This window comes from Parabacteroides sp. 52 (assembly GCF_010500925.1).
In the GTDB taxonomy this organism is placed as follows: domain Bacteria; phylum Bacteroidota; class Bacteroidia; order Bacteroidales; family Tannerellaceae; genus QVMG01.
The window spans coordinates 372,393-385,786 of record NZ_QVMG01000001.1 but is presented as its reverse complement, the minus strand read 5'-3'; the positions used below and the strand labels follow the sequence as shown (position 1 = coordinate 385,786).

Genomic DNA, 13,394 nt, shown 5'->3' with positions numbered 1-13,394 from the left:
AGTATCTCCTACTTAACTACTTTGACTACTTGACTACTCTGACTACTTAATTAATTCCCAGTTTAGTATTGAACTCCTTCAGTGTTTCAAGAACGTTGCTCTTGACGTTGATGAAGTTGGTAATACCCTGAGCTTTCAGGTCATCCATACATTCAGGGGCACCTGCTACAACGAATTCGGCTTTGCCCGCCAGCGCTTTGTAGGCGGCAGGAGCGTATTCCGTATATTCGTCATCACTTGAGCAAAGAACTACGATATCGGCACCCGCTTTCAAGGCAGCTTCTACACCTGCTTCGGCCGTGTCGAATCCTAAGTTGTCAATAATCTGATAACCGGCACAACCGAAGAAGTTACCGGAGAACTGAGAGCGAGCCAGGCGCATTGCCAGGTTACCAATAGTCAGCATAAATACTTTCGGTGTCTTACCGCTCTTTTCTGTTGCCAGACGTAATGTTTCAAATTCGGAAGCACCACGAGAGAAGTCCAATGCCGTAATTTCCGGTGAACAGCTACATCCGCATCCACAATCCACTCCTGCTTTGATCTTGGCAGCAGCTGTCTCTGTGATATTCGGATATTGATTGGTTCCCAACAGGATTTCCCGACGGGTAGCCACTGCTTTTTTGCGATTCACGGAAGAGGTATTTACCGCTTGTTGTACTTCACCTGTTTGTGCGATTGCGTAGAAACCACCTTTGTCTTCTACTTCTAAGAATAGTTTCCAAGCCTGGTCGGCGATAGAATTGGTTAAAACCTCAATATAATAAGAACCGGCTGAAGGGTCAACCACTTTATCCAAGTGACATTCTTCCTTCAACAACAGTTGTTGATTGCGTGCAATACGTTCAGAGAATTCGTCCGGTGTTTCATACGTTATATCGAATGGAGCCACCGTGATAGAATCCACACCGGCAATAGCAGCCGACATGGCTTCTGTTTGTGAACGCAACAGATTCACATGTGCATCATAAACAGTCATATTCCATTCGGAGGTCTGTGCCTGTGTCAGCATCTTGCAAGCGCATTCGCACTCGGGTTTGTAAGCCGCTACAATCTCCGCCCATAACCAGCGAGCCGCACGGAACTTCGCTATCTCCATGAAATAGTTGGTACTGATGCCGAAGTTGAATTTGATTGCTTTTGCCACCTCGTCCACCGGCATGCCTGCTTCTGTCAGTTTGGCAAGAATCTCATTACCCCAAGCCAAGGCATAACCCAGCTCTTGTGTGATATAGGCACCGGCATCGTTCAACAGACAAGCATCTACAGCCAATACACGGTAACGCGGAAGCATTTTGCCTGCGTTTACAACCGCCATTGCGTCTGCCGCCCAGTTGTCGGTCTTTTTCCCTTTTACTAATGGCTTTTTGAACGGGTTGTAATCGATAGAACCGACACATTTGTCTAAGTCTACCGCCTGTCCTTTCAGATAATCAGCCAGAATTTCGATAAGTTTCACGGTTTTACCGTTGCATGTCTTGAAGTTGAGTTCAACACATTCGGGGCAAATACCGTTTAACAGGGTCGCGATATTTTCTGCCGAAACATCATCCCCTTTGAAATGGAATCCCAAGGAATTAACACCTTTTTTGAGGACATCCAGTGCTTTTCCGTTGGCTGCCTTGAAATCGGTAACATCCATGTTTTGGCGTACCTTCCAATCGTTTTCTTTTTTTGTTCCACGAACGAATGGGAACTCTCCCGGTAAGGAAGTAGTGGTCTTCAGTCCTTCGATGTCTTCTGCACGATAGAAAGGATTTACATTGAATCCTTCGCTTGTTCTCCAAACAAGTTTTTTCTCAAACGGTGCCCCTTTCAGGTCGGCCGTGATCTTCGCCATCCACTCTTCTGTTGTGATGGGAGCGAATTCTGAGAAAAGTTTCTCTTTTAGTTCTGCCATAATATTTTTTGTTTATAATACTGGTATTAGTAATGATTTACTATGTAGCTTAATAACAGAGGGCAAAGGTAGAACAAATAAATAGTACAGGCAATGAAAAAAGGGGTAAATAGCCGCTGTTTTAACTCCTTTTAGGGGTGTAGGAAACTAAAACAGGCTTTGTTTCTTATAATTGCAATTCATCCGCCAATGTATCCAGCCATGCCGGCATTTTATGCAAATGATTGATACGTTCACTGACATTGGCAGGGGCAAATAGGTTTATCTGGAGATCTTTGCATTTTTCTTGTAAATAGGAGTCAAGCGGATAATAACTGGCTAGTACAGCCCGGGAGATGTCTCCGCCATACGTTTCGCGTACGCCGTCTATTTTATAGATATCATTTTGAGTCACCTGCCCGGATTTACATTCGATGAAAATAAGCTTTTGTTTGTTGTTGACCAACACATCGACTTCATTCTTAGCCTGTGGGTTGTCTCCTCCCATTTGGAAGATAACGTTTTGCCATATTTCCGGAGCATTGGTTTTCTCTTCGCTCCAAATGCGCACCTGATTCGCTACCAAAGTCTCCCACCAACTGCCTTTGAAATAGAGTGAAACGCCCCCGGGTTGAGGTAAGCGTAGAAGGGTTTTTCCTCTTTGTGTAATGAGTAGTCCTCCCTCTTTTTGTTTGAATTTTAAATCGTTGGCAAGTTGTTTGGATGCTGGTAAACGGGAAGATTGGCGTTGGCAGAAGATACCGAAGAACTTCATCACGCGGGCATGTTCATGCGGGTATGTTTCAATAAACCATTTGATCTGAAGCGAGGCGGTTATATCTGCGGCATTTAGATTTTTGATATCGCGATAATCTGCTAATGTGTTTCCGCTCAGTCTCAATATCTCATCGTTATTTAACGAGCTATGTGTCGGCACTTTTTCGAAGGTGTCCAGCCATACTAACTCCCCTTTTTGGGTAAGGTAAAAAGCGTTGGCATTCTTTTCTTTTGCGACAAGAAAAGCGGCTAAAGCCATGGGTTTAGTGCCTTCCGACAGGTGGTACGTAAATTCACCCCTGTGTTTCTGATGAATCTCCCGGCAAATCTCCATCACCTTATTCCCGTTATATGGCTCTGTCTGATACGTATAACGTTGAATGGTATGGGGGAGCAATGGGTACATCGGATCGGCAATCGAACGAGTCTGTTCCGTAAATAATAAGTGTATGCAATCCGGTCCAAACTCTTTGATCCCATGGTAAACCGAAGTGATATCTTTTCCCAATAAGATAATCTGGTGCTTCATCTTTGTCTTTCGCTTTTTCTTGTTGGGCAAATATACTTTTTTCTGATTGAACACAGCTCTTGCATTATTTGTTTATTCGTTAGAAAAGCTATTAATTTGCAAAAACATAAAAAAAGAGGTTATGAAAAAGGCAATCGGTCTTATAGGAATTCTTGTATGTATGGTATGTATGGTCACTCCGGCGCATGCGCAGATCCGGTTTGGTGTCAAAGGCGGTGTGAATATATCTACGGTGCATTTTAACTCTTCCGTATTAGACGGGAAGAATGTCACCGGATTTCATGTCGGGCCGATGATTGAGGCGACCCTTCCTTTGTTGGGTGTTGGCTTGGATCTTGCAGTCTTATATAACCAGAAGGGAGTAGAGATAGACGACCTGGCCATTAAAATCGATTATATCGATGTACCGCTTCACCTGAAGTGGAAGTTCGGATTACCCTTTGTCAAAGCCTATCTGGCCACCGGCCCTTATGTGGGCTTTCAGGTAAGCGGAGATAAAGTATGGAAGGGACTAGCCGATCAGGTGAAATCAAAAACATTCGGTGTCGGTTGGGATTTTGGCGTAGGAGCAGAGGTCTTCAATCATTTACAGGTAGGAGTTAATTACGGATTGGGTTTAACCGATGACTTTAGTGTCTTTATGCAGGATGGAATACGAGAGAATGGGAAAAATAGAGGTTGGGCTATAACCGCCGCTATATTGTTCTGATAAAAGTTCTACATAGTATGAAAGAGAAGGGATCGCATAGGATTCCTTCTCTTTTTTTATGTTTTTTTTGTTGTATTTTCCCGGAATTATTCCGACTATTGTCCTATTAATTCATTACACCCTTTTTTATGAATCGATACCTCTTGTTTTTATTTCTTTTTGTGATGGGCTATGTGGTAGAATCTGCGGCTCAGTCGGGTAAAGGACAATTCCTGTTAGAAGAATTCCAGGATGGTACAGTCTATTATAGAGATGGAAGACGTTTTGTCGTCCCTCTCAATTATAATGTCCTGTTAAAGCGGTTTTTCTTTTTGGATAAAGGGGATAATAATCAGATGAAGGAGTTTGCTGAAAAAGAGTTGGTTACTTTTATTACAATCGGCAGCAGACGGTTTCTGTATGATAAAAAAGAAATAAAAGAAGTGCTCCAGCTCGATCCTCCTGTCTTGGTAGAGTATCGCGGTGTTACGAAAGATAAAGGCAAGAAGGCCGGTTATGGGGGAACCTCCTCTACGGCTGCGATTGATAATTACTCCGGCTTTTTTGCCGATGGAACCTATCATGCATTGGAGGACGAAGCAGTTGCTATAGATGTGAGTCGTATCTTGAAAAAATATATGGTTCTCTCTAAAGGCAAGCAAAAGTTTTTTGTTAACGCATCGGATTTTCTGAAAATATATCCTCAGCATAAAGAGGTATTGAAAGAATATATAAAGGCTAATAAGATTCAATTCAGTGTAACAGAAGATGTCGTCAATTTGTATAATTACGCTCTCTCATTGAATTAAACCGGAAAAAAGAATAAGGACTAATCCCAGGTCCCGTATGACAGGATCTTATGCGCCGAATAGTAAAATGAATTCCCCGTCGGTTTTTTGGTAAGTCTATTTTATGTAAGTTTGACCTCTCAAATCAAGCATAGATGAAATACGCAGACGTCATTCTTCCCCTTCCTTTGGCCAATAGTTATACCTACCGGATACCTCCTGATTTGGAGAAGGCAGTAGTGCCCGGCTGCCGGGTGATTGTGCATTTTGGCAAGAAGCGATATTATACGGCAATCGTCATGGAAGTGCATGCACGTCCGCCCCAAACGACTTATGATACGAAGGAGATTTATGCCTTGTTGGATGCTACCCCCGTACTTCGTCGCCCTCAACTGCGCTTCTGGCAGTGGATCTCTTCTTATTATTTATGCAGCTTGGGGGATGTGTATAAAGCCGCTTTGCCTTCCGGCCTGAAACTGGAAAGTGAAACCTCTGTAACCTATCATGCGGATTTTGAATCGGAAATGCCCTTGCGTGCGAATGAGCAGTCGGTATTAGATGCTTTTTCCGGTGTCATGAAACTGACAGTTTCTGAACTGGAGAAGAAGACCGGTCTTCGAAATATAATGCCTGTACTTGCTTCTTTGATGAGCCGGGGTGCCATAGGGGTGAGTGAAGAGTTAAAGCGCGGTTTTGTTCCCAAAAAGCAAACTTTCGTTCGTTTGGCGCAAGCGTATAAAGAAGAGGAGAAATTACAATCCGTATTCGAAGCGTTGAAGCGGGCCAAAAAGCAGGAGTTGTTGTTGGTTTGTTTCCTGGACCTGAGCCATAGCTTGAATCCGACATTGATACAAGAAGTTTCTAAAAAAGAACTACTGGAAAAGAGCGGGTATACCTCGGCTGTCCTGGAAGGGCTGATAAAAAGGGGGATTCTCGAAGTCTATGAAAAAGAGATAGGGCGTCTGCGATTCCCTGTCTGTCGGTTGCAACCTTTGCATCCGTTGACTCCTGTACAAGAAAAGGCCTATGATGCCATCCATGAGTCATTCAAAACGAAAGACGTTTGTTTATTATACGGGGTCACTTCCAGTGGAAAGACAGAGATCTACGTACGCATGATAGAGGACACGCTTAAACTGGGACGACAGGTGCTTTATCTCTTGCCTGAGATTGCGATTACGACCCAGATCACAGAGCGATTGGCTAAATTATTCGGTGATAAATTATTGGTATACCATTCCAAATTCTCGGATAACGAACGGGTAGAGATATGGAATAAATTATTGAACACACACGAACCTCTGCTTGTTCTGGGGGTACGTTCCTCTCTTTTCCTGCCTTTCAGAGACCTTGGACTGATTATTGTGGACGAAGAACACGAAACCAGTTATAAACAGCAGGACCCTGCGCCCCGCTATCATGCCCGCAATGCAGCCATTGTCCTGGCTAGTATGCATGGTGCCAAGACCTTATTGGGTTCGGCTACTCCTTCTATCGATTCGTATTTTAATGCGACTACCGGAAAGTATGGCCTGGTCGAATTGAACGTACGCCATGGGGAATGCCTGATGCCGGAGATGACAACGGTGGATATCAAAGAATTGAGACGCAAGAAGATCATGAAAGAGACTCTTTTTTCTCCGTTCTTGGTGCAAAAGATAGAGCAGGCCCTAAACAAGAAAGAACAGATTATCCTTTTTCAGAATCGCCGTGGTTTTGCCCCTTTGATCGAGTGTAAACAATGCGGTTGGGTCCCTCATTGTGAAAATTGTGATGTGAGTTTGACTTATCATAAGTTTAAAAACCTATTGGTTTGTCATTACTGTGGGTATACGAAACTTTTACCGCCGCATTGCCCGGCTTGTCAAAATAATGAGTTGAAAATGTTGGGCTTTGGAACCGAGACGGTAGAAGAAGAGATCGCACTTCTGTTTCCGGGCGTTCAAACAGAACGATTGGATTTTGATACCGCCCGTACGCGAACGGCTTATGAACGCATCCTGGCCGATTTCGAAAAAGGAAAAACACAAATACTGATCGGTACCCAAATGCTCTCCAAAGGGTTGGACTTTGGAAATGTCAGTGTCGTTGGGGTGTTGAATGCGGACAGTCTTATGAATTTCCCGGATTTCAGGGCGCATGAGAGAGCCTTTCAGCTTTTGTTGCAAGTCAGTGGTCGAGCGGGTAGGAGAGACAAACAGGGAACAGTCGTATTGCAAACATCTCAACCCGACCATCCCATAATCCGTAAGGTCGAACAATTGGATTATAAAGGAATGGTTGATCTTCAACTTAGTGAACGCAGCCTGTTTCGTTATCCTCCTTATTTCCGTCTGATCATCCTGGTTCTACGCAGCCGCAACGAGGGTGTTTTGCGGGAGTTGTCCGTCGTATATGCCGATAAATTACGTGCCCGTTTGGGAGACCGCGTCTTGGGGCCGGTAACTCCTGTGGTTACCCGCATTCAAACACTTCATATCCGGCAAATCGTATTGAAACTGGAAGTGGCCGCCGCCATTGCTCCTGTCCGGGAGTTGCTTGATACGGTCTACCGGGAGATGCAAGAACATGCCTCCTTCAAACAATTAATCATTCACTATGATGTGGATCCGAATTAGGATTTGAGGTTTTTTTATCGAAAAGATGCTGAAACTTGCGGGATAATTTTAGTGTTGATAGCTATCGTCAGTAGTAACGATAGCTATCATCAGTAGTAACGATAGTTATCATCAGTAGTAACGATAGCTATCAACAGTAGAATTATCCCTGCATTATCCAGTCTTTGGAATTGAATGTGTACTTTTGTACTTGAATAAAATAAAAAGAAATGGAAAAGAAAAAGAAAACCGAAAATATAGATGAAAACCAAAAAATACGACTCTTATTTGTCTGTTTAGGGAATATTTGTCGCTCTCCATCAGCCGAAGCCGTAATGAAAAAGTTGGTGCAAGACGCCGGCCTGGAAGATCGGATAGAGATTGATTCGGCAGGGACAGCCGCCTATCACGAAGGAGAAAGGGCGGATGCCCGTATGCGACAACATGCTATCAAGAGGGGATATGATCTGGAGTCGATCTCCCGTCCGGTGCGTGTACTTGATTATTTTGATTTTGATATGCTCATTGGCATGGATGATCGGAATTTTTCAGATTTGCGCCGGGAAGCTCCCGATCAGGAATCCGTTTCAAAGGTATACAGAATGATGGAATTTTCTTCCCAGATGATAATGGATCATGTGCCGGATCCTTATTATGGAGGGCCTGCCGGTTTTGAACAAGTCTTGGATATTTTGGAAGAAGCCTGTATGGGACTTTTGAATCATCTCCGGTTGGTATACAAATTTTAACTATTCCAAATGGTAAAGGTTTCCAGTGAGTTAAGACCAAATTTTCGACAAGCTCTATCAAATCATTTGGAGAATGAGAAAAAATATCTACTTTTGCGCCCGGGTAAGTCCTATACGGCATGCTCCCTCGGAATCCCCCAGGGCTTGACCGCAGCAAGGGTACTTGGTTGTAGCGGCGCGATGTAGTAAGCTTACCCACCTGCCTCTTTAGCTCAGTTGGCCAGAGCACGTGATTTGTAATCTCGGGGTCGTTGGTTCGAATCCGACAAGAGGCTCGAAAGGAAGTTCAGTAAATGGACTTCCTTTTTTGTTTTTTATTCGTTTGTGTATTCCTCTAAGAAAAAGTAACTTTGTCGGGTCTGAAGAAATGAAATAGTACATGGGAGAAAACAAACATTTATTGTGGAAGTCAGTGGCAAGGTTCGGGCTGATAATGGGGCTTTATTGGATTTTTAAATATATCTTTTACATAGGAGGTGTATTGAGTCAGCCTTGGCTTATCTTGGCCTATATGTTGTTGACCTTTTTGGTGCCGTTTCTCGCTTATGCCTTTTCTCGTACGTATAAGTTTTTAATCGGCGGAAAAATATCTTTCTTTCATGCCTGGCAGTTCGGTGTACTGGTTTATTTCTTTGCAGCCCTGACCGTCTCTTTGTTTCATTATGTCTTTTACCGTTATATGGTACCGGCCGACTTTATGGCCGTTTTGATAGACAAGGTAACTGCCGGTATGGACACGAGCATGTATGATGATTTGTTGGATACTTACAGAGAGATACAAATAAACCCGATACGCCAGACAATCCAGGGGATTTATGGCAATATTTTTTATGGTGTCCTTTTTTCTCTTCCGGTAGCCCTGTTGGTTTGCTGGAACGATGATTCGGCGAAGGTGAATGAACTCAAGAAACAGCCAGGGTTTGATGAGATACTTAAAGAATTCGAAAACAAAGAAGAATAAAATGGATATATCAGTAGTTATACCTTTATATAATGAAGCGGAATCTCTCCCGGAATTGAATGCCTGGATCGAGAGGGTTATGGCTGAACATGGTTTTAATTATGAAGTAATCTATGTGGACGATGGCAGTACGGATGATTCCTGGCGTATTATAGAAGGACTGAAAGCGAAGAATCCGAATGTCTGTGGAATCAAATTCCGACGTAATTACGGTAAATCGCCCGGTTTGCATTGTGGTTTCCAGAAAGCACAAGGTGATGTGGTGATAACTATGGATGCAGACTTACAGGATAGTCCCGATGAGATTCCGGCACTTTACCGGATGATCAAAGAAGAGGGATATGATCTTGTGTCCGGTTGGAAAAAGAAACGCTACGATCCCTTGACCAAAACGATACCTACTAAATTGTTTAATGCGACAGCCCGTAAATTCTCAGGCCTCAAATTGCATGATTTTAACTGCGGCTTGAAAGCTTACGACAAGAAAGTGGTTAAAAGTATAGAGGTATATAATGATATGCATCGTTATATACCTTATATGGCAAAGATAGCTGGTTTTCATAAGGTAGGAGAGAAGGTTGTGCAACACCGGGCACGGAAATACGGATCAACCAAGTTTGGCTTAAGTCGTTTTTTTAATGGCTATCTCGATCTATTGACACTCTGGTTTACTTCTAAATTCGGTAAAAAGCCGATGCATTTCTTTGGTTTATTGGGGACACTTATGTTTCTTGTCGGTTTTATAGCCTTGGTGATCGTGTTGGTTATGAAGTTCTCTTCTATTCTTTCCGGAGGGGAATTACGTCCCTTGGTTACCCAGTCTCCTTATTTTTATATTTCACTTGTGGCGATGTTGATGGGAACGCAATTGTTCCTTACCGGTTTTATCGGGGAATTGATATCGCGCAATTCTTCTCAACGGAACAATTATACTATTGATGCGGAAATTTGATTATGTATAAAAAGAGTTATTTATTAGCCGGTTTGTGGATATTACTGCTGTTTTCCTGTACACCCCGTAAACTGTATTATGAAGAAAACGGTACTGTTTTTCATACCTATTATCGTATCCAATACGAGGCATCATCTGTTTTAACAGAAAAGATAGATGCGGAATTAGAGTCATTAGACTTATCCCTGAATCCTTTTAATCCGCTTTCGACTATCGGTCAAGTGAATGCAAACGAACCGGTAAAAGTGGATGAATGGTTTATAGATGTTTTCAATAAATCCAAAGAAATAGCGGAAGCTTCGGGAGGCGTTTTTGATGTAACGGCGGCTCCTCTGATCAATCTATGGGGGTTTGGCTTCAACAAAACAGATCATATCACACCGCAGATGATAGATAGTATAAAAACATTTGTCGGTTATGAGAAGGTACGGCTGGAAGGAAGGACGGTGGTGAAAGACGATCCCCGCATTCTACTTAACTTCTCCGCTATCGCCAAAGGGTATGCCTGTGATGTGATCGCCCGGCTTCTAGAGCGGGAGGGAGTACAGAATTATATGATTGATATCGGTGGGGAAACGGTGATGAATGGCTTGAACCCACACGGTAATTGTTGGCGTATAGGAATCAACAAACCGCAAGAGGATCCGTTGGGAGTGAAGCGGGAAGTGGAAGAAGTCATACAGCCTTGTAAAAAATGTGGTATTGCGACTTCCGGCGATTATCGTAATTTTTATATCAAAGACGGGAAGAAATATGCTCATACCATTGATCCCCGCACGGGTTATCCGGCCGGACAGAGTATGTTGAGTGCAACGATTGTTGCCGAAGACTGTATGACGGCCGATGGTTTTGCCACTGCTTTTATGGCCATGGGGGTAGAGAAAGCTATAGAGATGGCAAAGAAAATACCCGCTATAGAATATTTTATTATATATGCCGATGAGGCGGGAGAACAGAAGACGATTTATTCCCCAGGCTTGTTGCCTAACCTTCCCAATCGCCAAGCCTTAGGCGTATTGGAGAATCCTTGAGAGGGGGGAGGCTCAAAACTGTTTGAGCTCTTGATACAGGCGTTGTACCGGTAAACCCATTACATTGTAGAACGATCCGTTTATGCTTTCTACGGCGATGTATCCGATCCATTCTTGTATGCCATAGGCCCCTGCTTTATCGTAGGGGCAATATTTTTCTACATAATAGATTATTTCCGCTTCTGTCAATGTGCCGAAACGCACCTCGGAGGTAACAGAGAAAGAGACCTTTTTGTCTTTGGTGACAAGGCATACACCGGTTATTACTTTGTGTTCTTTTCCGGAAAGTGCCTGAAGCATTATCCGGGCATCTTCCCGGTCTGTGGGTTTGCCCAATACCTTATCCGAAGCCCAGACAATCGTGTCGGCAGTAATTAATAACTCATCGTCTGCCATCTTCAGCATATAAGCTTCCGCCTTTTTATGGGCAATATAGGCGGGCACCTCTTGTATAGGCAGTGTGTCCGGGTAAGATTCGTCCACATCCGGTAAGGTCCGGACGGAAAAGTTTACATCCAATCCGGCTAATAATTCCTTGCGGCGCGGAGAGTTTGATCCTAAGACGATTTTGTATTTATGGATATTCTCAAGCATAGCTCTGTTCATTCGTTTACCAGCCAAAGGCCTCATCACACATCCAGGTGCCTTGTGCTCGCATGGTCTGTTCGATCACATCCCGGGCTACCCCTTCTCCTCCTTTCCGGGGAGAAATATATTTAGCAATTTCTTTGATCTCCGGTGAAGCATCTGCCGGGGCTACAGGTAAGGCCACCTGGCACATGATTTCATAATCCGGGATATCATCACCTACATACATAATCTCTTGTGCGGATAAACCTGTCTTTTGCAGGAAATCGGCAAAGTCTTTCTTTTTGATAGAACTGCCCATGTAAATATGAGATATGCCTAAGCGGGAAAAGCGAGTCTTGACAGCTTCCGTATTTCCTCCGGTGATAATAGCCAGGGGATAGCCCTTTTTTACCGCCAGTTGCATAGCAAAGCCGTCTTTGATATTTACTGTTCGCATGGGTTCACCGTTGGGATGCAAAGGGATAATGTCACTGGATAATACCCCGTCGACGTCAAAGACAAATGCTTTTATTGTGCGTAAATCGAAATTAATACTACTCATTTTCCATTTCTTTATGTATGCTCTGACTCATCAAGAGGTAAATTTCTTTCCATCTTTTGTGGGCCAAGAGTTCTACTTGTTTATTTATCACGTTCTCATCATAGCGGATAGCCGGTCCTGTTTGAGCCAATAGGGGAGGCATGTCCTGTATTTTAGCGGCTGTCTCTTCTATTAAAGGCAATAATATTTTGTAGGATATGCCCTGCTCTTCGACTATCTTTCCGGCAAGGGTGTACATATGGTTGGTGTAGTTGCAGGCAAAAACGGCAGCCAGGTGTATATGTTTCCTTTTTTCAGAAGAGAGGAACTGTACATTTCCGGATAGGGCCGTTGCTATATTGTGCAAAAGCTTCCCGTCTTTTTCAGTAGACGACTCCAGGAGGATCGGCAGGTTTTCGAAAGAAACGGTTCTGCCTTTGCTGAAGGTTTGAAGCGGATAGAATACGCCATAATGCGAAGTGTACCGGGCAAAGACCTCCATCGGTATGCTACCTGCCGTATGTACCCATAAGCCCGTGTTGGGTTGCATTTGGGCAAGGACCTCATCCAGTACCGAGTCCTTTACCGAAAAAATGTATAGATCCGCATCCTGTCGAATCGCTGAAAGGCTGGTGGTCCACTGGCAATTCAGTTTGTTGGCAAGCAGTTGGGCCGAGTTCTCTGTACGGCTGTAAACTTGACTGATGGTCATGCCTGCCCGTTGCATTTCCTGGGATAAGCAGGTTGCCAGATTGCCTGCTCCTATAAATACTATGGTCATTGATCGTTTGTTTTGTATTGGCCGATATGGATTTTCTCCCACTGGAGCTTTTCTTCATCAAAAGGTTTGCGTTCTTGTACTTTATAACCGATGCCAATGATAGACAATACATCCAGTTGGTATGGGATATGCAGAAGGTGGCGGATGTATTCGTTTGTATCCGTTTCTTCGGCTGTCACCCGGTTGCGTATTTGGCACCAGCAGCTTCCTAAGCCCAGGTCTTCAGCCTGTAACTGCATATAAATGGAGGCTACGGCGGCATCTTCAATCCATACGTCGCTAACCATCCCATTGGCTGAAACGACAATGGCTAAAGCGCATTCTTCCAGGAAGGCGGCCCCGTGTTCTTTACAGGTGCTTAGTTGTTTAAGCATCTCTTTATCTTCTATCACGATAAACTCCCAAGGCGTTTTACCTTTAGAGGAAGGAGACATGAGTCCTGCTTTGAGTATCATTTCCACTTGTTCGGGGGATAATAATTGGTCGGTGAACTTCCGGGTACTTCTTCTTTGTTTGATGAGTGAGGCAAAGCTTTCCATCGTTTTCTTTTT

General features: G+C 43.7%; 13 protein-coding genes and 1 tRNA gene. 8 read left to right on the top strand and 6 right to left on the bottom strand.

The annotated features are described in order from the left end of the window. Nucleotides 1-46 precede the first annotated feature (46 nt). Entirely contained in the window at nucleotides 47-1,900 is a 1,854-nt protein-coding gene (gene mutA, locus D0T51_RS01565; protein WP_163724198.1) for a methylmalonyl-CoA mutase small subunit, read from the bottom strand. 166 nt (nucleotides 1,901-2,066) lie between these two features. Continuing rightward, a complete protein-coding gene (locus tag D0T51_RS01560) occupies nucleotides 2,067-3,185 on the bottom strand; it encodes a Card1-like endonuclease domain-containing protein (RefSeq protein ID WP_163724196.1) in 1,119 nt (372 codons plus the stop codon). 121 nt (nucleotides 3,186-3,306) lie between these two features. On the opposite strand from D0T51_RS01560, the gene D0T51_RS01555 reads away from it, so the two are divergent. The 8 genes from D0T51_RS01555 (at nucleotide 3,307) to D0T51_RS01520 (ending at nucleotide 10,951) form a co-directional block, all read left to right on the top strand. Continuing rightward, nucleotides 3,307-3,894, top strand: a complete 588-nt coding sequence (locus tag D0T51_RS01555; protein ID WP_163724194.1) for a porin family protein — start codon at nucleotides 3,307-3,309, stop codon at nucleotides 3,892-3,894. A gap of 128 nt (nucleotides 3,895-4,022) precedes the next feature. After that, a complete protein-coding gene (locus D0T51_RS01550; RefSeq protein WP_163724193.1) occupies nucleotides 4,023-4,682 on the top strand; it encodes a hypothetical protein in 660 nt (219 codons plus the stop codon). A gap of 134 nt (nucleotides 4,683-4,816) precedes the next feature. Then, on the top strand, nucleotides 4,817-7,279 hold the full coding sequence (priA, locus tag D0T51_RS01545) for a primosomal protein N' (RefSeq protein WP_163724191.1): 2,463 nt from the start codon (nucleotides 4,817-4,819) through the stop codon (nucleotides 7,277-7,279). 209 nt (nucleotides 7,280-7,488) lie between these two features. Then, on the top strand, nucleotides 7,489-8,007 hold the full coding sequence (locus D0T51_RS01540) for a low molecular weight protein-tyrosine-phosphatase (protein ID WP_163724189.1): 519 nt from the start codon (nucleotides 7,489-7,491) through the stop codon (nucleotides 8,005-8,007). 201 nt (nucleotides 8,008-8,208) lie between these two features. Next, nucleotides 8,209-8,282: transfer RNA gene (locus tag D0T51_RS01535), tRNA-Thr, on the top strand. A 104-nt stretch (nucleotides 8,283-8,386) separates the two neighbouring features. Next, complete coding sequence (locus D0T51_RS01530) at nucleotides 8,387-8,968, top strand: DUF4199 domain-containing protein (RefSeq protein ID WP_163724187.1); 582 nt, start codon at nucleotides 8,387-8,389, stop codon at nucleotides 8,966-8,968. Nucleotide 8,969: 1 nt separating this feature from the next. Beyond that, a complete protein-coding gene (locus D0T51_RS01525; RefSeq protein ID WP_163724185.1) occupies nucleotides 8,970-9,920 on the top strand; it encodes a glycosyltransferase family 2 protein in 951 nt (316 codons plus the stop codon). A gap of 2 nt (nucleotides 9,921-9,922) precedes the next feature. Continuing rightward, entirely contained in the window at nucleotides 9,923-10,951 is a 1,029-nt protein-coding gene (locus tag D0T51_RS01520) for an FAD:protein FMN transferase (protein ID WP_163724184.1), read from the top strand. Between the two features lie 12 nt (nucleotides 10,952-10,963). On the opposite strand, the gene D0T51_RS01515 is transcribed toward D0T51_RS01520, so the two are convergent. The 4 genes from D0T51_RS01515 to D0T51_RS01500 are packed head-to-tail and all read right to left on the bottom strand — an operon-like array spanning nucleotide 10,964 to nucleotide 13,382. Beyond that, nucleotides 10,964-11,545, bottom strand: coding sequence for a Maf-like protein (locus tag D0T51_RS01515; RefSeq protein ID WP_163724644.1), 582 nt, complete (start codon nucleotides 11,543-11,545; stop codon nucleotides 10,964-10,966). 16 nt (nucleotides 11,546-11,561) lie between these two features. Beyond that, nucleotides 11,562-12,083 (bottom strand): HAD family hydrolase, encoded by a 522-nt coding sequence (locus D0T51_RS01510; protein WP_163724182.1) that lies wholly within the window; start codon nucleotides 12,081-12,083, stop codon nucleotides 11,562-11,564. After that, on the bottom strand, nucleotides 12,076-12,843 hold the full coding sequence (locus D0T51_RS01505) for a Rossmann-like and DUF2520 domain-containing protein (protein ID WP_163724180.1): 768 nt from the start codon (nucleotides 12,841-12,843) through the stop codon (nucleotides 12,076-12,078). Before D0T51_RS01505 ends, D0T51_RS01510 begins: the two co-directional genes overlap by 8 nt. Beyond that, nucleotides 12,840-13,382: a nitroreductase family protein gene (locus tag D0T51_RS01500; protein WP_163724178.1), complete on the bottom strand. Its 543-nt coding sequence runs from the start codon at nucleotides 13,380-13,382 to the stop codon at nucleotides 12,840-12,842. The genes D0T51_RS01505 and D0T51_RS01500 overlap by 4 nt, the downstream gene beginning before the upstream one ends. Nucleotides 13,383-13,394 lie beyond the last annotated feature (12 nt).